Genomic DNA, 21,802 nt, shown 5'->3' on the forward strand with positions numbered 1-21,802 from the left:
TCCGACGAAGAGGGGCAGCATGAACAGCTTATGGCCGGTGATGGCCGGCATGGCGCCATGTTTGCTGGCGCTGTATTACGGCCAATGGCAGGCGCGCGGTTTGCGGGCGCGCTGCGTTCAATTGCAGGCGGCGCTGGCGGCGCAGCGCGACACGGAGATGCGGCTGGATTTCATCGCCCATCACGACAGCCTTACCGGCTTGCCGAACCGCTTGCAGCTGCAGCTGCAGCTGGAACATGGCATCGCCTATGCGCGCCGCCATGACAGCTTGCTGGCCGTGCTGTTTGTCGATATCGACCATTTCAAGACCATCAACGATACGCTGGGCCACGATGCCGGCGACCAGGTGCTGGTGCAGTTTGCGCAGCGTCTGCGCCAGTGCGTGCGCGAGGTGGATACGGTGGCACGCCAGGGTGGCGATGAGTTCATCGTGCTGCTCACGGAACTGCACAACGGCGCCGATGCGCAGCAGGTGGCGGAGAAAATCATGCGTACCATCGCCGAGCCGTTCACCATCAACGACGCGCCGCTGGAGGTCGCAGCCAGCATCGGTGTGGCGGTGTATCCCGATGATGACGAAGATATCGAAGCGCTCATCGAGAAAGCCGATCTGGCGATGTACGCGGCCAAGCAGCGTGGCAAGGGCGCCAGCCAGCGCTTCCTGCCCAGCATGCAGGCCAAAGCCTATTCGCGGCTGATACTGGAAGCAGCACTGCGTCATGCGCTGGAACACAACGAGTTCATTCTGACTTATCAGCCCAGGCTGGACCTGAAGGCGCAGCAGATCACTGGCGTGAAGGCGCTGCTGCGCTGGCAGCATCCGGAACTGGGCGTGGTGATGCCGCTGGATTTCCTGCCCGTGCTGGAGCAGAGCGCGTTGATACTGCCGGTAGGCGCGTGGGTGATGTCCACGGCCGTGGCACAGGTGCGGCGCTGGCAGGAGCAGGGGCATGCCTTGACGGTGGCAGTGCATCTGTCGGCGCGCCAGTTCTTCAACAAGGATATCGTGCAGACGCTGGCCTCGATACTCGACAAGGCCGGTGTCGCCGGCAACTGCATCGAGCTGGAAATTGCTGAGGCAATGCTGATTGATAAAAGCCAGCATGTGGAAGACATCCTGCAGCAGTTCAAGCGCCTGGGAGTGCGGATTGCGATTAGCGACTTTGGTACCGGTTATGCGTCGCTGGGTTATCTGCGGCGCTTCGCGGTGGATGTGGTCAAGATCGACAAGACGTTTGTGGACGACCTGTCGCGCGATGAGGCCATGGTACGCTCCATCATTGAAGCCGCGCATGCGCAGAACATGCAGGTGATCGCCGCCGGCGTGGAAACCGGCGCGCAACTGGCGCAGTTGTCGGCGATGGGCTGTGACGAGGTATTTGGCTTTTATATCAGCGCCGCCGTCTCGCCGGAAGAGCTGGAGGCGCTGCTGGCAGTGCGCCAGCAGCGGGTCGCATTGCTTACTTCCTGAAGAACCAGATCAGCGGCAGATGCACGCGGGCCGCCCACGACTTTTCGTTGTGGATGCCGCCTTCCGCCTCATGGTAGTACAGCGTGTAGCCCTTGGCCTGCATGGCGTCGCGCATCTTGCGGGTTTCCTCGATGCCGTCGTTGTCGGTGCCTGCGTCGATGTAGAACCTGACCGCCGGTGCATCCGGCAGGTTCTTGATGAACATCTCCTTATTCCACCAGAACGAGCTGGAAACGCCGCCCGCCATGGAAAACACTTGCGGGTACTTCTGGCCGATGTAGACGGAGGCGATGCCGCCCAGCGAGGAGCCCATGATGGCCGTGTGCTCGCGGTCTTTCAAGGTGCGCAGGTTGGCGTCGGCCCATGGTTTCACGGTATCGACGATGAAGGCCGCATAGGCATCGATCTTGCCGCCGCCGTATTGCGGATCGCAGCAGGGCGTGTACTCGGCAATGCGTTGTTCGCCAGCGTTGTCGATGCCGACGATGATGGCCGGCTTGATGGCGCCGGTGGCGATCAGCTTATCCATGGTGACGCCGACTTCCCAGGCCGTGCCGAAAGCGGCGGTTTTCGGATCGAACAGGTTCTGGCCGTCGTGCATGTACAGCACGGGATAGCGCTGCTGTGGGTTGTTGTCGTAGCCCGGCGGCAGGTAGATGCGCAGCTTGCGGCTGTTGCCCAGTTGAGGCGAAGCGAATTGATCGACGATGCGCAGTGTGCCCGCTGGCACAGCGCTGGACGGTGCATCGCTGCGCGGCACCGGCATGACGCGTATGCCGTGGATATCGAACCTGTTGGACGGCCCTTTCACGCCACCGGCGTCGCTGTAGGTGGTGTTGGACTTCATATAGCTCATGTTGTAGAAGTCTGCCAGCTCCAGCGTGTAGCTGCCGGCCGCCAGGTTGGCGCGCAATGGTGTCGAATATCTGGCGCCAGCGTCGGCAGGGGAGTGCGGCAGCTGGACGACGCCATTGGCGACGATGTTGCCACTGCTGTCTTTCAGCGAGGCCCATTTCACGCCACCGCTGACGCCCAGGTTGATCTGGTGCACGGTATTGCGGTATTTGATCTGGATGGCGTAGCTGCCTGCCTGATCGACCTTGAATGCCTGTGCAAAGCTGTCGCCGGGAGCGCCCCAGCCGTTGTGCATGGCGGCGTATTCCGTGCCAGCGTTCAGGCACACCGGCATGCTGTGGTGGCTGCGGTTGCCGGAGCGCGCGTACATCGCTTCCACCGCGTAGCAGAGGTTCCCTCCGGCTGCATTGCCCGCATGGCGGTCGGACCATGTCGTCGCGCTGATGCGCGCGCCCACCAGCTGGCCGTTGCGGTAGATGTTGTACACCACACTTGTCGCGCGCTTGTCGCCCGCTGCGATGTGCAGCGTTGGAATGCCATAGACAGCGCGCTCCAGTTTTTCGATATTCGGCTCGGCCGGTGCGTACACGCTTGCGTCCTGCACCAGTGGCTTGGCGGTCACGCTGCGCTTGGCCGTCTGGCCCGGCAGCAGTTTGCCGAGACGGATGTCGATGACGTTGTTATCGGCCAGCGCATCCCATGCCAGTGCAGCGCTGGCAGGCTGGTTATTCAAGACGATACTGTCAATGGCGTAGTAGCCGTTGCCGGCGACGGCGGCGGGCAGGTGCACCCGTACCTGTAGGCGCTTGCCGCGCAAGGACAGGTTATCCAGCGCGATCGTATCGCTGCCTGCGAACGTCTCGCGGCGCAGTTTGGCGGTGATGAATGGTTTGAGTGCGATGCCGTCATTGGTGGTCTGCACGCCGAACACGCTGCCCACTACCATGCCCAGATAGCCGCCGACAGACCACAGCTGGCGGCGCGAGTTGACTACCGGCCCACTTAGTTTGCCGTCATCCAGCATGGGCTGGGCCGATAGCCATTCCAGGTTCTCCATGTTGGAGAGGTTGGTGGCGGCGCCGCGCATCAGCGTATCGTAAGCCGCATCCGCCACGGCGACGTTGGCGCCGATGGCGGCCGCCTTCAAACCGTAAGCGGTGACAAAGGGCCACATGGCGCGGTTGTGGTAGACGGCGGTATTCGCCTGCTGTGGCCAGATCACCGGCGCCCCCAGCGGACCATGCGGATAGTGGGCAAGGATGCTCTGTGCCTGCTGGGCATCGGCGATGCCGGTGACGATGGCCAGCGATTGTCCCAGCCAGTCGTATTTGTAGAGTGCCGCGCCGTCGAAGTGGCCGGCCGTGACGCTGCTGTACATGCCGCTGTCGGCTTGCCAGAAGCGCTGGTTGATGGCTTTTTTGAGATCTGCCGCCCAGGTGCTGTAGCGCTGCGCGCGTGCGCTGTCGCCTTGTTCCCGCGCCAGTTGTGCGGCCAGTGTGAGTGCCTTGTAGTGTGCGGCGTTGGTGGACAAGGCCTTGGACGTGGCCATGTAGGACAGCTCGCCCGGCAGCCATGCGGCATAGCTTTGTTCGCGCCAGTCGAGGAAGGATTCTTCGCCGTTGTACAAGCCGTCGGCGGCATCCCAGATGGCGATGCGGTCGTTCTCCAACGTGTTGCCGAGGGCATGCAGGGCCTGGGCCGCGAAGGCCTTGCGCTCCTCGGCTGGCAATGCTTTGAGCGCTTCGTCGGCGCCGAAGGCCCAGCTGACGCGGTCCGTGCTGACCGGCCAGCTGCCGCCGCTGCCGGTGTCCTGCACGATCTGATAGCCGTCGCCGATGGCATGCAGGCCGGCTTGTGTGCCGTCGCGGTAGCCGGCGAGTTTGAACTGCAGCGAGTTGCGGGTGCGTTGCGGGTCCAGCATGCCAAGGCCCAGCGAAGCGGCGTAGGACAGGTCGCGGGTCCAGACGTAATGCCATAGCTCGCCCGTTTCAAAGCACTCGCACGGGATGGCGTTGCCGCCGTTGTAGCTGCCGTCGCGGATCTCCTTGACGGAGTCCAGTTTCATCTCGCTGCCGGCCAGTGCGAACAGCGCGTCAAAGGCGAGGTTGCCGCTGCGGACAGTCGGCAGTGAGGCTGATTCGGCGTAGCTGACTTCCTGCTTGCCGCCTTCGCGCACGCGCATGGTGGTGGATTGCGTATAGCTGCGCAGCGCGGCGCCGGCGTCGGGCGTGGTGTAACGTACCGTCTCCTGCTTGCCATCCCAGGTTGGATAGCTGGTGGCAGTGGCGCCTGGCGCAGCTTGCGCGTTCAGTGTGAACAGCGGCAGCAGTGGCAGCAGCGGCAATAGCGCGGTGAGGTGCTTCTTCATTGGATCTCCAGTATCAGCGCAGAGCGCGCTGGCAGTTTTATTTGTCCATCCAGCGGGACGCGCTGGCCGGTGATGACGTCGGTGCCTGCCTTCACGCCGCCCAGCATTTCGTGGAAGCGCGCGGTTGACAGGACGGTGTCGGTTGCGTTCTTGTTGAGCGCCACCATGACTTTCCTGCTGCCTTCATAGCGGAAGTAGACGTAGGTGTTTTGCTCAGGCCCGTAGTGCATCAGCTTCCCATGATGGATCACGGATGCGGTCTTGCGCCAGTTGAGCAGCTTGCGGACGTAGGCCTGAGCGTCGGCCTGCCGGGCAGTGAGGCCGGCGCCGGTAAAGGCATTGACCTTGTCACCGGCCCAGCCACCTGGAAAGTCCTGGCGATACGATGCATCGTCGCGGCCTTTGGTGGCGCTGGTCATCTGAATCTCGGTGCCCGAGTAGAACTGCGGGATGCGCGGCATGGTGGTCACAAACGCCATCGCCATGCGGAACAGACCCTGGTCGGCATCCAGTGCGCTGTAGATGCGTGACAGGTCGTGGTTGCCTTCAAACAGAACCAGGTTGCCGGGTTCCGCATACAGGTAGTCCTGCGATACGGTTTCATACAGCGTCTTCAGGCCTTGCTCGCCGTCCTCGGGCGCCACCAGTGCACGGCGCAGTGCGTCGTTCAATGGGAAGTCCATCATGCTGGGCATCTGCGAGACATAGCCGTCAAAGTTCTTGTGACCACGCTGCCAATGCGCCACCACGGGGATCAGCGGACTCCACTCCTCGCCCACCAGATTCAGTTGCGGATATTCGGCCATGACCGCGCCTGACCAATCGCTCAGGAAGCGGGTGTTGGAGTAGCCGTAGGTATCCACGCGCAAGCCGGACAAGCCGGCGTACTCTATCCACCAGATGCTGTTCTGAATCAGATAGGTCGCCACAAAGGGATTGGCCTGGTTCAGGTCCGGCATGCCAGGCGAGAACCAGCCCTGCGTGAAATTGCGCTTGTCTTCTTCCGACGCATACGGGTCTTGCACTGCCACGCGGTTATGCCGGGTCGGCACGTATTTGCCCTGGTAGGTCAGCCAGTCCGGCATCGGCATGTCCTGCATCCACCAGTGTTTGCCGCCGATGTGGTTAAGTACCACATCCTGTATCAGGCCGATGCCTTTGTCTTGCGCCTGCGTGGCCAGCTGGCGGTAGCTGGCGTTGCTGCCGTAGCGCGGGTCGATGCGGTAATGATCGGTGGTGGCGTAGCCGTGGTAGGAGCCGCGCGGCATATTCGATTCCAGCAGCGGCGTGGGCCATAGCTGGGTGAAGCCCAGGCCGGCGATGTAGTCCAGATGATCGATGATGCCCTGGATATCACCGCCATGGCGGCCAGCGCCATCGGCGCGGTTCAAGCGGTCGGCCATGCCGTCGACATTGTCGTTGGCGGCGTCGCCATTGGCAAAGCGGTCCGGCATCACCTGATAGATGGCGTCGCTGCTGTTGAAACCCGGGCGCTGGGCGGAACCCTGGCGCCGCGCTTGCAGCTCGTAGCTGTAGTGGATTTCCTGGCCGCCGTGCTGGAATACCAGATTCAGCTTGCCGGGCTTCGCTTCTGGCGCGATATCCAGGTCGAGGAACAGGTAGTTGCGGTTGGCGACGCGCGCCACGCTGGCGATGCGTACCCCGGGATAATTCAGCACCGGCTCCAGGTCGGCAATCTGCTGGCCGTGCACCATGAGTTGCAGCCTGGGATTGTGCATGCCGGTCCACCATAGCGGCGGGTTCATATGGTCGATGCGATAGTTGGGGGATGCCGCGCAGGCGCTTACGGGCAGTAGGGCGGCAAGCAGCGCCGCCGCCAGGGTTTTCCTCATGTAGTCTCCGAAAAGGTAGTCGTACTACACGCCCGTGTTTTTATGCTTTCCGGGCTTAGTGCTTTGATTTTACGAGAGAATACTCTCAAAACTGCAGTTCATCAAACGCTGCCGACATGATGTAATTTAGTCGGAGTACAGTGGTTTCGTCATTTTCCTCCAAAATGGCTTTTGATATCAAAAGTGGTGCGCTGGCGCGGCCTGGAAGGCAGGCCGCCGCTGGCGTTTGCTTTCAAAAACACCGTCTTTTTGCGTCCAAGGTGTAGTTCTACTACAAGTCGCTGATGCTGGTCTTGTAGCCGAAATACAACGAGATATCGTATCTCATAGGGAAAGCCGCGTGGCTAGAGGCTTGTAATCCGTAGTGGTACGGAAGTTTGATTGACACCGAATCTAGTTTTAGTACAAAATTCTTTCTAGAACGTCTTTAGAACGTTGTAATTCCTTGGATCCCGTGTAGTTGTCATATTTGCGGGACTTAAATTTGTGTCATGAGAGGGGACATTAAATGAACATCTTCGCAAGTAAGCGCAGCCACACTGCGTTCCCATTAAAGCCGGTCGCCGCTGGTTGCGCCCTGCTGGCCGCAGCCATCGCCGCGCCGGTGCACGCGCAAACCGCGACCGCGCCTGCTGCGGATGACACCAAAGTCATGTCCGTGACCGTGGCCGGTATCCGCCGCGGTATCGAAGACGCTATCTCGGTAAAAAAAGACGCGACCTCCATCGTTGAGGCGATTTCGGCAGAAGACATCGGCAAACTGCCGGATGTCTCGATCGCCGAATCGATCTCGCGCCTGCCAGGTCTGGCCGCCCAGCGCGTTGCCGGCCGTGCGCAAGTAATCTCGATTCGTGGCCTGTCGCCAGATTTCTCCACCACCCTGCTGAACGGCCGTGAGCAAGTCTCCACCGGCGACAACCGCAGCGTGGAATTCGACCAGTACCCATCGGAACTGATGGGTGGCGTCACCGTCTACAAAACCCCGGACGCCGGTCTGGTCGGCCAGGGCCTGTCGGGCACCATCGACATGCAAACCGTGCGCCCTCTGAACTTTAGCGGCCGCACCGTGGCCCTGAATGCACGCGGCGAGAAAAACTCGCTGGGCAAGATCGGTAACGCCAAAGACACCGGCAACCGCTTCAGCGCCAGCTACATCGACCAGTTCGCCAACCGCACCATCGGTATCGCGCTGGGTTTCGCCCACCTGGAAACGCCAGTGCTGGACAACGAAACCGGCCTGTACGAGCCATGGAAACGTGATGGCCGCGCCGGTCTGCCAGACGGCACCTTCGCTTCCGACGGTATCAAGGCCGTGGCCAAGAGCGGCCGCAACGAGCGTGATGGCCTGATGGGCGTGCTGCAATACCGTCCAAACAAGCAGTGGACCAGCATCGTGGACGTCTATGCTTCGCGCTTCAAGAACGAAGAAACCTCCAACCAGCTCGAAATCAACCTGAGCGGCTGGAATGGCGGCAACAAGCCTGACCCGGTCTACAACCCGGTCGTGGTCAACGGTGGCACCATCGCCAGCGGTACCGCCAACAACATCTATCCGCTGGTACGCGGCATGTACAACAAGCGCCAGGATGATATCCGCGCTGCCGGCTGGAGCAATGAATTCAAGCTCAATGGCTGGTCGCTGTTTGCTGACCTGAACTACTCGAAAGCCAAGCGCGACGAGCTGAGCCTGGAAAACAATCTGCAGATGAGCAACGCCGCCGGCGCGCCATTCCTGGATTCGGTCAAGCTCGGTTACGGCGACGGTGGTTTCTCGCAGATGACCCCAGGCCTGGACTACAACAACCGCAACAACCTGTACGTCACCAACACCATCTACGGTTCCGGCTACGGCAAGACCCCAAGCGTGGAAGACGAGCTGAAAGGCTTCAAGCTGGTTGCCAACATCCAGTCGTTCGGCGCACTGGAAAAAGTGTTCTCGAGCTTCGACATCGGCGCCAACTACAGCGACCGTACCAAGAACAAGCATCAGCCTGAAGGCAATATCAACCTGAAGGGGGCGCCAACCACCATTTCGTCCGACCTGTTCTATCAGTCGGCTGACCTGGGCTTTGCCGGCGCCGGTTCCATTCCAACCTGGAATGTGCCAGCCGTGGTTGACAAGTACATGACCTTCGCGCCGACCGACACCCAAGGCTACCTGATCGCCAAGACCTGGGAAGTCAGCGAAAAAGTCACCACCGCATTTGCCAAAGCGAATATCGAAGCAGAACTGGGCAACGACATCAGCCTGCGCGGTAACGTTGGCGTGCAGGTGCAGCGTACCGACCAGTCGTCGGCTTCGCGCTGGTATGACAACACCACCGGTGCCATCAAGCCTATCAACGACGGCAAGAAATACACCGACGTACTGCCTAGCATGAACCTGGCCTTCGGCCTGGACAACCAGCAAACCGTGCGCGTGGCGCTGGCCAAGCAACTGGCCCGTCCACGTGTCGACCAGCTGCGTTCGGCGCTGGACTTCGGCATCGACACCACCAAGCGTGAACCAGGCGCCAGCGGCGGTAACGCACGCCTGGATCCATGGCGCGCTAAAGCCTTCGACCTCTCGTACGAGAAATACTTCGACAAGAAGGCTTACTTTGCTGCGGCAGTGTTCTTCAAGAAGCTGGACACCTACATCTTCACCCAGACCAAGTCGTATGACTTCAGCGCCTACATTCCACCAGGCGCGATCGGTAACGGCGCAGGCTACCCGCTGCACACCGCCATCGGTAACTACACCGCGGCCTACAACGGCAACGGCGGCAACCTGAAAGGCGCAGAGCTGTCGGCTTCCCTGCCATTGAACATGGTGAGCAAGGCACTGGATGGTTTTGGTCTGAGCGCCAGCACCACCTACACCGACAGCAAGATCACGATTGAAGATCCAAGCGGCAGCATTGGCCAGCACATTCCGCTGCCAGGCCTGTCGAAGCACGTCACCAACCTGACTGCTTACTACGAGAAGAACGGCTTCGAAACCCGTATCAGCCAGCGTCGCCGTTCGGACTTCGTGGGTGAGATCGGCAACTTCTCCAACGACCGTGCGCTGCGCTATGTGGTCGGTGAAAACATCATCGACTTCCAGGTCGGCTACACCTTCAACACGGGCGCCATGAAGGGTGTGGGCCTGCTGCTGCAAGTGAACAACCTGCGCAACGCTGCTTACGAAACCTACAACGGCGACCGTTCGCAGCAGCTGGAATACCAGAAGTACGGCCGTACCGTGCTGGCAGGCGTGAACTACAAGTTCTAAGCATTTTCGCTTAAGATAGAGCGGCGTCCTTCGGGACGCCGTTTTTTTTTAACACTGGAGAATGTCCATGCAGGGAAAATACCTGTTGTGCGGCCTCGTGAGCGCTACGCTCGCAGCTGGCATGACGTCCACCGCGCTTGCTGCCCCAGCGGCCGCAACCCCCGCCACCGCAGCCACCGCCAGCGTCTATAACCAGCCGCCGAAGGAAATCCTCGATGTGATGCGCGCGCCGCCGCCGCCATCGCCATCCCTCAGCCCGACCCGCGACAAGCTGATGCTGGTCACCATGCAGGACTATCCGTCGATCGCCAAAGTCGCCACGCCTTTCCTGCGTCTAGCCGGCGTGCGTATCGAACCGGGTAACCATAGCCAGCACGACACGCCGGGTGGCTACGGCATTCCGCCATGCGTGAGCGCGATTGACCTGGTGCAGGTTGCCGACGGCAAGCAAACCGCGATCAAGCTGCCCGCTGATGCCTGCCCGCGTCGCCCGGTGTGGAGCGCCGACGGTCAGCGCTTTGTGTTTGAAAACGTCACCACCGACGCGGTGGAGCTGTGGGTTGGCGATGCCAAAACCGGCGCCATCCGCCGTCTGCCAGGCGTACGCCTGAACCAGATGTTTGGCGACCAGATGCAATGGATGCCGGACCAGAAAACCCTGCTGGTCAAGCTGGTGCCAGTGCAGAAAGCACCGCCGGTGGCGCCGCCAGGCTCGGATGGCCCAGGCATCCAGGAATCGCTGGGCGAGACTGGCCAGAGCAGCACCTATGAAAACCGCGACACACTGCGCAACCGTCACGACGAAGAACTGTTCAACTACTACGGTACCTCGCAGCTGGCGCTGGTGGATGTGGCCAGCGGCAAGATCACGCCGGTCGGCAAGCCTCGCCTGTATGAAGAACTGAGTGTGGCGCCGGATGGCCGCCATGCGGTAGTCACGGAAATCCGTCCGCCATATTCGTATGTGACGACCTTCGACCGCTTCCCGAAACAGATCGACCTGTGGGACCTGAACGCCAAGGGCGGCAAACCGGTGGTGCGCGAAATCGCCGCGCTGCCGCTGGCCGACCGCGTGCCGAACCGCGGCGTGCCAGTTGGTCCGCGTAACTTCACCTGGCGTCCAACCGAAGCGGCAACGCTGGTGTGGGCCGAGGCGCTGGATGGCGGCGATCCGAAAGTGCAGGCCAAGGAACGCGATAAGCTGATGATGCTGAAGGCGCCATTCAATACCGCGCCGGTCGAAATCACCCGCACCGAGCAGCGCTATGCCGGCCTGTCGTGGAGCGAGCAGCCGGGCGTGGCCCTGCTGAGCGACTATGACGTCAACCGTAAATGGCGCCGCACCTGGCAGATCAATATCGATGACGCCAGCAATTCGCGCAAGCTGGTCTGGGATATGTCGGTCGATGAGAAATACGCCAATCCCGGCTCGCCGGTACAACGCCGCCTGGCGAATGGCTTCCCGGTGATCCGCGTGGATGGCGATACCATCTTCCTGTCTGGCGTCGGTTCTTCGCCGGAAGGTGATCGCCCGTTCCTCGACAAGTTCAACCTGCAGACCAAACAGACCGAGCGCCTGTTCCGCAGCAGTAAAACCGCGTATGAACAGTTCATCGGCTTTGCCGGTAACAATACGGGCCGTCTGCTGACCTGGTACCAATCGTCCGAGGAAACCCCGAACGCCTTCCTGCGGACGCTGGGTGCGGCCGCCAACGCCGAAGCAGGTGAGCCAAACTACGCTTCGTCGAGCGTGGCGCTGACCCATCTGGTTGATCCGATGCCGCAAGTGCGCGAGATCAAGAAGCGCCTGGTGAAATACAAGCGCGCCGATGGCCTGGAGCTGTCGTTCACGCTGTACACGCCGCCGGGCTACAAGGAAGGCACGCGTTTGCCGACCATCCTGAACGCCTATCCTCTGGACTATGCGGATGCGTCCAAGGCCGGCCAGACCACCGGTTCACAAGCGACGTTTACGCGCCTGCGCCAGTATCGTCTGCTGCTGCTGTCAGGTTACGCGATCATCGACAGCGCCGCATTCCCTATCGTGGGCGATCCGCGCAAGGCGTATGACACCTACACCGAACAGCTGGTGGCGAACGCGCAAGCGGCGGTGGATGAAGCGGTGCGTCTGGGCGTGACCGATCCGAACCGCGTTGGCGTGACGGGCCATAGCCACGGCGCGCTGATGACCGCCAATCTGCTGGCGCATTCGACGCTGTTCCGTGCCGGTGCGGCCACCAGCGGCTCGTACAACAAGTCGCTGACGCCATTCGGTTTCCAGAACGAGCGCCGCTCGGTATGGGAAGCGCCGGAGGTGTACACCAAGGCGTCGACCTTCTTCTATGCTGACAAGCTGAAGACGCCGCTGCTGATCGTGCACGGCGGGGATGACGCCAATCCGGGCACTACGCCGCTGCAATCGACCAAGCTGTATGAGGCGATCCGCGGCAACGGTGGCGTGACGCGTCTGGTGATGCTGCCGCACGAGCCGCACTGGTACGCAGCGCGTGAGTCGAACGAACAGCTGGTGTATGAGATGCTGCGCTGGTTTGACAAGTACGTGAAAAACGCACCGGCCGCTGCTGCGACCGATGCGTCGGCGAAGTAAGTTTAACTAAGGCTTACTTCTTTTCGGCGGCAGCGAAAGCTGCGTTCTGCTGGTCCAGCCAGGTCTTCAGCGGAGCGAAGTACTCGAGCAGCGCGTTGCCGTCGATCTTCTCTTCACCCGAGATAGCCTTCAGCGCTTCTGGCCATGGTTTGCTTGCACCCATGGCCAGCATTTGCTGCAGCTTGGCGCCGGCTTTGGCGTTGCCATACACCGAGCAGCGGTTCAGCGGACCGGTGTAGCCGGCTTCGCGGCACAACGCGCGGTGGAACTGGAACTGCAGCATGTCGGCCAGGAAGTAGCGTGCGTATGGCACGTCAGCCGCCACGTGGTACTTGGCGCCCGCATCAAAGCCGGTTGCGTCATCGCCAGGCGCCGGGCGCTTCATGCCCATGTACTGCTCGCGCAGCTGCCACCAGCTCTTGTCGAAATCGGCCGGCTTGGTCTTGCCCGAATAGACGTCCCAACGCCATTTATCGACCGAGTAGGCGAACGGCAGTATCGCCACCTTGCTCAACGCGCGCTCCAGCAGTTGCGGGATGTCGGCCGTGACGTCCGGTTCCTGATCCATCAGACCGATTTTCTTCAGATAGCCTGGCGTGATCGACAGCGCGATGGTGTCGCCGATGGCTTCGTGGAAGCCGTCGTTGGCGCCGTTACGGAACAGGAATGGCTGTTTGGTGTAGCCGAGGAAGTAGTAGATGTGGCCCAGCTCATGGTGGATCACGGTGAAGTCTTCGGCGGTCGGCGTAATGCACATCTTGATGCGTACATCATCCTTCTCGTCGAGCGGCCAGGCGGAAGCGTGGCACACCACATCGCGGTCGCGCGGCTTGGTCAGCAGCGAACGTTCCCAGAACGACTGCGGCAACTTCTGCATGCCCAGCGAGGTGTAGAAGCCTTCCGCATATTTAGTCATCTGCGTGGCGTCTGTCTTGCGCTGTTCCAGCACCTTGGTCAGGTCATAGCTGCTGGCGCCGGTGGCCGGCTTCAGGATCGGATACAGGTTGTTCCAGCTCTGGCTCCACATATTGCCAAACAGGTGGGACGGGATAGGGCCGGTCAGCGGCACCACATCCGGGCCATAGGTGGCGCGCAGCTTGTAGCGGGTGTAGGTGTGCAGCGAGTCGTACAGCGGCTTGACCTGCTGCCACAGGCGTTCCATCTCGGCGGCGAAAGCTTCCGGCGGCATGTCGTACTGCGAGCGCCACATGGCGCCGGTGTCCGGGAAGCCCATCTGCTTGGCGCCCTTGTTGGACAGCGCGATGTAATCAACGTACTTGGATTTGTAGGCAGGTGCTTGCGCGTGCCAGCCCAGCCACATCTCTTTGAGCTTGGCTTCATCGCGGCTGTTGGCCAGGACTTTTTCCATTTCGCCCAGTGGCATGCAATCGCCAGTGGTGCCATCCGGTTTTTTAGGGCAGTACTTGGCTTTGCCGTAGGCGCCGTTCAGGGCTGCCTGCAGCGCGGCGTATTGTTCGCGCTCTTTTGGATCAGCGAAGACCAGCGTTTGCTGGAGCAGCATCATCTTGCGCGCGGATTCCGGCGACAGCTTGAGGCCATTGAAACGGCGCGCGCCAATCGCGGCTTCACCGGAGGCGGTCAGGAAGCGTTCGGCGAAGAAGGATGCGATGCCTTCGGTATCGTCGGTGATGAAATTGGAGCCGACCCATGCAGCGCGGGCCTGTTCGTTATTCAGCTTATTGAGTCTGGTTTCGGTGTCGGCGAGGAAGCGTTCGGCCTCGGCGACGGTCGGTTTGGCGGTGGGGGCAGCCAGCGCGGTAGAGCCGGCGGCTGTCATGGCGGTTGCAGCCAGCAGCGTGCTGATAATTTTTGATGTCACTTGCATCTCCCTGGGTGATCTTGTCTTAGTCACCGGACCGGCTGGTCCGATGGCGGCTAATCATACACTTACTCGCAGAGAACTTTGCACTGAGTAAAAGGGCGATGACGGCGGATTGTTTTGTGAATCCGGGCAAAGTGAGGTGACAATCCACGCATTTTTCATTTGAGCAAGATGATATGCTGCGTGCCCATATTGGCAACAGTGTTCTGGCATGAAATTTCGAATTCAAACAACGTATGGCGGTGAAGTTATTTGGGCTGGGCAGTCTGCGGAAAGCCGCACTGTGTACTATGGCGGCCCGCCTCAGACAGGTTTGTGGCGGTTGAGCATTCCAGCGATGGAGGACTATATCGCGGCCAGGCTGGCTGGCCTGGATTTTGGGACTTCAATCGAAGAGTTTATTTTAGGCTTTGAACTTGCTGAACTCGAGGGATGGGGTGTCTGGTTTCATAAGACCAAGGAGTATATGAGCTACCGTCCCAAGATGAAGGCGTTTGTCTCTGTTGGTCAGGTGGAGTGGACGGAAGTAAAGGAACTGCCTGCGGAGCAGCAGTTCAAGTTCTTTAGTGATGCGCTGATTGCTGCAGTCAACCGCATCGCTACGGCGAAAAGAAAGCCCAAGGATTTTGATTACGCTGCCTTGTCGCGTGTTCTGCAATATGTTCTTAATGAGTGTGATATCTCACTCGTTTGTGAGAACGAGGCTGACGACTAAAATCATCTTACAATGGGCTTTTGATTAGCGGAGCGTTGACTACTTCATGGCCCATCTTCACCCCACCGGCTGGCAAGAGATGTCGGCTACCGGCGCTGCGGCGCGCGAGATCGAGACGCTCAATTATCTGAAGTCCGTGCTGGCGGATGCGCCTTACCGGATTTATCACGGCGTCCATTGGACCAATGTGGAGAAGGGCTTTTCGGCCTTCGATGAGATCGACTTCATCATCGTTGCGCCCAATGGCCGGGTGCTGCTGATTGAGCAGAAGTCGGGCTTTCTCAGTGAAACGCCGGATGGGCTGGTCAAGAACTACGAGGGCAAACCGCGCAAGGTCGCCAATCACATCATGCGCTCGATCAAGGGGCTGACCGAGCGCTTTGGCGGCCAGATGTCGATTGACTACTTGCTGTACTGCCCGGACTACATTGTGCGCGACCCGCAACTGGCGGGCATCGATCCCCGCCACATCATCGATGCCAACCGCAAGCACCGCCTGGCGGAAGTGATCCGCGAAACGCTGCCGGTCACCAGCCCTGAACCCAGCGAGCAGTTCGACAAGGTGACGCGCTTCCTCGGCAATATGCTGAGCTTGCGCCCCGATCCCAGTTCGATGATAGGCAATGCGGCCGAGATGGTGACGCGGCTGGCCGGCGGCCTGGCGACGTGGGCGCGGCGGTTGGAATTTTCGCCGTTCCGCCTGCACGTGATCGGTACGGCCGGCAGCGGCAAGACGCAGCTGGCGCTGGCGGAATATACGGCGGCAATCGAGGCGGGCTTGTGTCCGCTATACGTGTGCTACAACCGGCCGCTGGCCGACCACATCGAACGCCTGATGCCGCCCGGCGGGCGGGTGGCGAGCTTCCACATGCTGAGCGATGCGTTCGCGCGCGAACAGGGCGAGACGCCCAACTACGCCGCGCCGGACGTGTGGGAAAAGATCGAAACGCAGATGGCGGTGTCACCGCTGCCGGCCAGCTGGCAATACGATGTGCTGATTGTCGATGAGGGACAGGATTTCTCGCCGGTCTGGCGCGATATCCTGCTGCGCATGCTGAGGGAGGATGGCCGCGCGATCTGGCTGGAGGACCCGAATCAGAATTTGTACGGCAAGGCCGGCGTGCCGCTGCCAGGCTGGGTGACGCTGCACTCCGACACCAACTATCGCAGCCCGCGTCAGATCGTCCAGATCCTGGCTTCCATCGGCGCCACGCAGACGCCGGTGGAAGCGGGCAGTCCGTTCAAGGGCGCAGAGATCGAGGAACTGGTCTATCCGCAAGGCGACACGGAAGCGATGCTAGCGCAAACCCGGCGTGCGGTGACGCTATGCCTGGGCGCGGGCTTTACGCGCGACGATATCGCCATCGCCTCATTCCGAGGGCGTGAAAAATCCGTGATCCTGCATCTCGATCAACTGAGCGATGTGCATACACTCAAATCTTTCACGGGCGAGTACGACTTGTTCGGCAATCCGCAGTACCGCGATGGCGGCTTGTTGGCGGAGTCGGTCTATCGCTTCAAAGGCCAATCGGCGCCGGCGATCATCTTCACCGAGATCGATTTCGCCGAGATGGACCAGCTGGTGCTGCGCAAGCTGTTTGTAGGGATGACCCGGGCCAGGTTGAAACTGGTGCTGGTGCTGAGTGACCGCGCGGAGCAGCAGTTGCTTGACCGGCTTTGAGCTGCACCTGATTGATGGACGCGGCTATAAATGCCCTGAAATATTGGTTGCCTTTGCAGGCCACGACCTGGCCTGAAGGACGACGTTCGACTTGCGACCGGCTTGGCAAAGTTGTGCTTGGTTTGAACATAACTGTCCCTATTGGCCAGAATGGCCGTTCCCCTCCTGAATTAACGCCCTGCCAGTCTACCGATGTCTCGCCCCGGAATTTATCAAGATAAAAATATTCTCTTGATAAGCTCTTGTTTATCGAAAAAATAACATCAACTCGTGCGTATTCGAAAAGCGAGAGAGATCCATGAACCGATATCCAATCTGGAAGTACGTCCTGATTGCCGTCGCCATTTTGTTGGGCGCACTTTACGCCGTGCCGAATTACTTTGGTGAAGTGCCGTCGGTACAAGTAACCAGCGGAAAATCCAGCGTCAAGATCAACACCGAGATGAGCCGCCAGGTTGCCGGCGTACTGGCGAAAGAGGGCATTGAATACAAGGAGCTCAGCTACGACACGTCCGGCGCCTATCCATTCGTCAGCGCCAGCTTCGCTACCCCGGATATCCAGTTCCGCGCCAAATCTGCGTTGGATGCTGGCCTGAATGCCGACGCGAACGACCCCGCCTACGTGGTGGCCCTGAACCTGCAAGCCGACACGCCCAAGTGGCTGCGAACTCTACGCGCAATGCCGATGTATCTCGGCCTCGACTTGCGTGGCGGCGTACACTTTCTCATGCAGGTCGACACCCAAGCCATGCTCAACAAGCGCATACAGGGGATACAGGCAGCCACACGCGGCATCTTGCGCGACAAGGATGTGCGCCATGCCGGCATTGCGCGCGAAGGCGATGCGGTCAGCATCAAATTCCGCGACGACGTCACGCGACAGCGAGCGAAAGATGTACTGGCCGGACAGCTCAGTGGACTGGTCTTTGCCGACACCGGTGACGGCAGCGATCTGGGTATCGCTATGCGCCTGAAGCCAGAAGCACAGAAGCAGATCATTGCCGACGGCGTGCAGCAGAACATCAACACCTTGTCTAAACGAGTGAACCAGTTAGGTGTCGCTGAGCCGGTAATTCAGCAGCAAGGCGCCGACCGCATCGTAGTTCAACTGCCAGGGATGCAGGACGTGGCGCGTGCCCGATCGGTGATTGGCCGCACCGCCACTCTGGAAATTCGCATGGTTGATGACGCGATCCTGCCGGGTAGCGAAATGTCTGCCGCGATTCCGTTTAACGACGAACTGCTCACTGTCGGCAAGGATGCGCCAGTGGTGGTATCCAAGGACGTGGTACTGACTGGGGAGTACATCACAAGCGCCGTCGCGGCCTTTGACCAGAACCAGCATCCCGCCGTGAATGTGGACCTGAATAGCGAAGGCCGTCGCCGCATCAGCGAAGCTACCACCGGGAAAGTTGGCAAGCGCATGGCAATAGTACTGTACGAAAGAACCGGAAAGCCAGAAGTGTTGTCGGTGCCGATGATTCAGCAGGAACTTAACGGCAGCGGCTTCAATATCACGGGCATGGGCACGTCCGGCAACGCGGCAGAGCTGGCGCTGCTGCTGCGTTCCGGTGCGCTGTCTGCCCCGATGGACGTGATCGAAGAACGCACCATCGGTCCTGCACTGGGCGCCGAGAACATCGCCAAGGGCATCCACTCGACCATGTATGGCTTTGCCGCGATTGCTGTCTTCATGATTGCCTACTACATGATCTTCGGCTTCTTCAGCGTGTTCGCGCTGGCGTGCAACCTGCTATTCCTGCTGGCTATCCTGTCGCAGATGCAGGTGACCCTGACCCTGCCGGGCATGGCCGCTATCGCGCTGGCGCTAGGTATGGCAATTGACTCCAACGTGCTGATTAACGAACGTATCCGCGAAGAGCTGCGCGCGGGTGCGACGCCGCAGGCGGCGATTGCCGCCGGCTTCGAACGTGCCTGGGCCACCATCATCGACTCCAACGTCACCACGCTGATCGTCGGTGTGGCGCTGTGGGTGTTCGGTTTCGGTCCGATCCGCGGCTTCGCCGTGGTGCACACGCTGGGTATTCTGACCTCGATGTTCTCCGCCGTGTTTGTGTCGCGCGGTGTGGTCAACCTCTGGTACGGCCGCAAGAAGAAACTGCAATCGATCACTATTGGTACCGTCTGGGTGCCAGACCAAAAATAATCAGGGGCACTGAACATGGAATTTTTCCGCATTAAAAAAGACATCCCGTTCATGCGCCACGCGCTGGTGCTCAACGTCGTTTCGGCGTTGACCTTCGTAGCGGCCGTGTTCTTCCTGATCCACAAGGGTCTGCACCTGTCGGTGGAATTCACCGGCGGTACCGTGATGGAGCTGCGCTACCAGCAGCCGGCCAATCTGGAACGGATCCGCCACACGCTGGAAACCATTGGCTACGAGCAGCCGGAAGCGACCGGCTTCGGCACCGCGCATGACGTGATGCTGCGTCTGCCGGTGGTGAAGGGCATCACGCCGAAGGATGCTTCGGCGCAGGTGTTCGACGTACTGTGCAAAGCCGAAACCGGCAGCCTGAAGCGGATCGACACCGTGACCGCCAAGGGCGAGCACGTGGTCAAGCAATCGTGCGCTGGTGCTGGCGATGCCGAGCTGGTGTCACTGCAGAAGGTGGAGTTCGTTGGTCCACAGGTGGGCGACGAGCTGACTCAGAACGGCCTGAATGCACTGGTGATGGTGGTGATCGGCGTGATGGTCTACCTGGCCATCCGTTTTGAGTGGAAGTTTGCGGTAGCAGCGATTATCGCTAACTTGCATGACGTCGTGATCATTCTCGGCTTCTTCGCGTTCTTCCAGTGGGAGTTCTCGCTGACCGTGCTGGCTGGCGTGCTGGCGGTGCTGGGTTACTCGGTGAATGAGTCGGTGGTTATCTTCGACCGTATCCGCGAAAGTTTCCGCAAGCAGCGCAAGGCCTCGGTGCATGAGGTGATCGACAACGCGATCACCTCGACCATTTCGCGTACCATCATCACCCACGGCTGTACGCAGATGATGGTGCTGTCCATGCTGTTCCTGGGCGGCCCGACCTTGCACTTCTTCGCCATGGCGCTGACCATCGGCATCTGCTTCGGTATTTACTCGTCGGTGTTCGTTGCTGCTGCAGTGGCCATGTGGCTGGGCGTGAAGCGCGAAGACCTGATCAAGCCGGTCAAGGAAAAAGACGAAACCGATGGCGCTGTAGTCTGAACTATTGCGCCAGCCTCTCCGTCTAGGGCCTCTAAATTTATTACCGAATTCGCCCCAAATGAGACCTTCGCTTTACGTCGTTGAGGATTAATCTTCCCAGTAGAAAACAGCATCGAAATTAGTAAATGCCCTGTCTGTAAGGACGGTCGGCACATTGAATTTTGGATTAAGTGATGTATCCAGCATTGAATGGCTCAAGCGAATCATTCCGTGGCTCTCTAGAATCGGCTGCACCTGCGCTGCGAGTTCGGCAACAGCTGGGGTCGGAAAGTCATCGATTGCATCGGATTGCGGCATGTAACTGCTTCCACCAATACCACCCCAGCTTTTCTCACCTTCCATTAAAGCGAAGTACGGCGAAAGACGGCTCAATAAAATCACTAAGCCGGTGTAAGACTTCCCTTGAGCGGGCCTGTACTTAGTATCGAAGTCCGAACTTTCCCGATAGAGCCAGGCGTCTACGAAAGAAGCATACCCGGAGCCATAATTACCCCATTCAACTCTAGAACTAACATGGGACTTTTGTTCGAGTTCATGAATCACGAACTTGAAAAAATTCTCGATTTCCCTCGAATCGTTCGTTGACCAAGGATATTGCTGCGATATCGCTTGTTGCGCTAACAGATTTGCGATTTCGTTGTCAGAAATTTTCAAAGTTTCACCTCTGTCCAAACCTAAACCGGTTCCGCTCTTGGCCGTTACCGGATAAAATCACCGCATCCGCGCAGGTTGTTAAACTCTTGTACACCACGATGTTTAAGATGAAGTAGGGTCAATGAATGCTCAGCGGACGAGGTCACTTTAATGCTCATTTTAATTCCAAGATCAGGGCAAGCCAGCATACGCTCTGGTTGTTGGCCGTTCAGCAACCGGAACGGAGCGCGTTCGTCGTCTGTGCAGCCTCGAATTTCTAAACCGCGCCAAAGGTCAATTGATTTCATCAAATCAATCGGCCGAGCAGCTAGAGCCGAAACCTTAGTCCCCGGAAGATGCAACAGCATCGCAGAAATTTTGGATGAGTGCCCGACACTCCCTTGATAGATCGGCTGCTTCGTGGTCGTGTATCCCACAAGCGTTAAGCGTTCACCGGACGTCATGCCGTCTGCTATGGCATCAACTTGAATGGTATTCGGCGGCTCACCTGGTAGTTGATCAAAACATGCTTGTACTAGCACAGCATCTGTTCGACGCCATACCTCATCGGCTGAAGCAGGAGAACACAACACGGTAGACATGCTCGCGATTGCCGCCGCAAACATATGGAAAGTTCGCATAGATACCAATCTTAAATTAACTAACTGGATGAAAGTGTTTCAAATTTACCATCCAGATCAATGCTCGCTATTAAAAATGCTCCGGCCGCTTCTGGCCGGCTACTGCCGGCCTCATGATTGTCGAAGTCGGCAGCTTCAACGCTGGACGCTGTCTTATAGCATAGCGGCATCATTTTTGAATCGACCAATCATGAACACAGAATCCCCAAACCAGTTGTTCGGGATCATCTACGAGTGAACACGAGGATCCCGCGAATGCAATTCCTGGAACGATATTCCCTTCTACGTCAGCGATGTAGCACATCTCATCCCCATCATCGTATAGCAATGGATGCAATCGTTGAACAGATGACATAGGACTTCCGACCGAAATCGATTCTAGGTAAGTACCGCTATACCCTTCGAACAAGAATATGCAAAAGAGCTTTCCGGCAGCATTGAAGCTAAGGCGGACTTGGTCGTCCCTAAAAAACACAGACTGGATACGTCCAACTTGATTTCGTCTTGCGATAACGCCTTGGTTCTGCCTTAAGGCAGCAACAGTCACTTCGTGATCAAGAACAGTCGCGCTCTTAATGATCTCAGCTATCTCTGAAATGTCCATGCCAATCTCAAATCCGGCAGCAGAAAGCCTCGGAATAATTGGCGCCCTAAGGTCAAGAGTTCTCATTGT

Annotated in this window: 13 protein-coding genes; 7 read left to right on the top strand and 6 right to left on the bottom strand. The window is 59.2% G+C overall.

What is annotated here, in order from left to right; translation table 11 throughout:
• The first annotated feature begins 19 nt into the window (after positions 1–19).
• Positions 20–1,471 carry a bifunctional diguanylate cyclase/phosphodiesterase gene (locus GTP58_RS18880; protein ID WP_161078737.1) on the top strand — a complete coding sequence of 484 codons (1,452 nt, stop codon included), beginning with the start codon at positions 20–22 and terminating at the stop codon, positions 1,469–1,471.
• Here GTP58_RS18880 and GTP58_RS18885 read toward each other — a convergent pair.
• Together GTP58_RS18885 and GTP58_RS18890 are read right to left on the bottom strand one after the other, a co-directional pair.
• Positions 1,461–4,694 carry an alpha/beta hydrolase-fold protein gene (locus GTP58_RS18885; RefSeq protein WP_161078738.1) on the bottom strand — a complete coding sequence of 1,078 codons (3,234 nt, stop codon included), beginning with the start codon at positions 4,692–4,694 and terminating at the stop codon, positions 1,461–1,463. The genes GTP58_RS18880 and GTP58_RS18885 overlap by 11 nt on opposite strands.
• Positions 4,691–6,547 (bottom strand): glycoside hydrolase family 13 protein, encoded by a 1,857-nt coding sequence (locus tag GTP58_RS18890; protein WP_161078739.1) that lies wholly within the window; start codon positions 6,545–6,547, stop codon positions 4,691–4,693. The genes GTP58_RS18885 and GTP58_RS18890 overlap by 4 nt, the downstream gene beginning before the upstream one ends.
• A gap of 508 nt (positions 6,548–7,055) precedes the next feature.
• Here GTP58_RS18890 and GTP58_RS18895 point away from each other — a divergent pair.
• Entirely contained in the window at positions 7,056–9,803 is a 2,748-nt protein-coding gene (locus GTP58_RS18895) for a TonB-dependent receptor (RefSeq protein WP_161078740.1), read from the top strand.
• A gap of 67 nt (positions 9,804–9,870) precedes the next feature.
• The gene (locus GTP58_RS18900) at positions 9,871–12,411 is read left to right on the top strand and encodes a prolyl oligopeptidase family serine peptidase (RefSeq protein WP_161078741.1); all 2,541 of its coding nucleotides are present in this window, start codon (positions 9,871–9,873) and stop codon (positions 12,409–12,411) included.
• Positions 12,412–12,424: 13 nt separating this feature from the next.
• On the opposite strand, the gene GTP58_RS18905 is transcribed toward GTP58_RS18900, so the two are convergent.
• On the bottom strand, positions 12,425–14,257 hold the full coding sequence (locus GTP58_RS18905; RefSeq protein WP_161078742.1) for a M2 family metallopeptidase: 1,833 nt from the start codon (positions 14,255–14,257) through the stop codon (positions 12,425–12,427).
• A 208-nt stretch (positions 14,258–14,465) separates the two neighbouring features.
• Between GTP58_RS18905 and GTP58_RS18910 the strand changes: the two genes are divergently transcribed.
• From GTP58_RS18910 to secF, 4 genes are all read left to right on the top strand, one after another.
• Complete coding sequence (locus GTP58_RS18910) at positions 14,466–14,969, top strand: hypothetical protein (RefSeq protein WP_161078743.1); 504 nt, start codon at positions 14,466–14,468, stop codon at positions 14,967–14,969.
• A 46-nt stretch (positions 14,970–15,015) separates the two neighbouring features.
• The gene (locus tag GTP58_RS18915; protein WP_161078744.1) at positions 15,016–16,650 is read left to right on the top strand and encodes an ATP-binding domain-containing protein; all 1,635 of its coding nucleotides are present in this window, start codon (positions 15,016–15,018) and stop codon (positions 16,648–16,650) included.
• 298 nt (positions 16,651–16,948) lie between these two features.
• Positions 16,949–18,817: a protein translocase subunit SecD gene (gene secD / locus GTP58_RS18920; RefSeq protein ID WP_161078745.1), complete on the top strand. Its 1,869-nt coding sequence runs from the start codon at positions 16,949–16,951 to the stop codon at positions 18,815–18,817.
• A 15-nt stretch (positions 18,818–18,832) separates the two neighbouring features.
• Complete coding sequence (gene secF, locus GTP58_RS18925) at positions 18,833–19,855, top strand: protein translocase subunit SecF (RefSeq protein WP_161078746.1); 1,023 nt, start codon at positions 18,833–18,835, stop codon at positions 19,853–19,855.
• A gap of 87 nt (positions 19,856–19,942) precedes the next feature.
• Here secF and GTP58_RS18930 read toward each other — a convergent pair whose 3' ends face one another.
• The 3 genes from GTP58_RS18930 to GTP58_RS18940 all read right to left on the bottom strand — a co-directional run bounded on the left by GTP58_RS18930 (position 19,943) and on the right by GTP58_RS18940 (position 21,799).
• Positions 19,943–20,509, bottom strand: coding sequence for a hypothetical protein (locus GTP58_RS18930; protein ID WP_161078747.1), 567 nt, complete (start codon positions 20,507–20,509; stop codon positions 19,943–19,945).
• Positions 20,510–20,553: 44 nt separating this feature from the next.
• Positions 20,554–21,090 (bottom strand): hypothetical protein, encoded by a 537-nt coding sequence (locus GTP58_RS18935; protein WP_161078748.1) that lies wholly within the window; start codon positions 21,088–21,090, stop codon positions 20,554–20,556.
• A gap of 208 nt (positions 21,091–21,298) precedes the next feature.
• Positions 21,299–21,799, bottom strand: coding sequence for a hypothetical protein (locus GTP58_RS18940; protein ID WP_161078749.1), 501 nt, complete (start codon positions 21,797–21,799; stop codon positions 21,299–21,301).
• Positions 21,800–21,802: the final 3 nt, after the last annotated feature.

Source organism: Duganella sp. CY15W (genome assembly GCF_009857555.1).
Lineage (GTDB): Bacteria > Pseudomonadota > Gammaproteobacteria > Burkholderiales > Burkholderiaceae_D > Rugamonas > Rugamonas sacchari.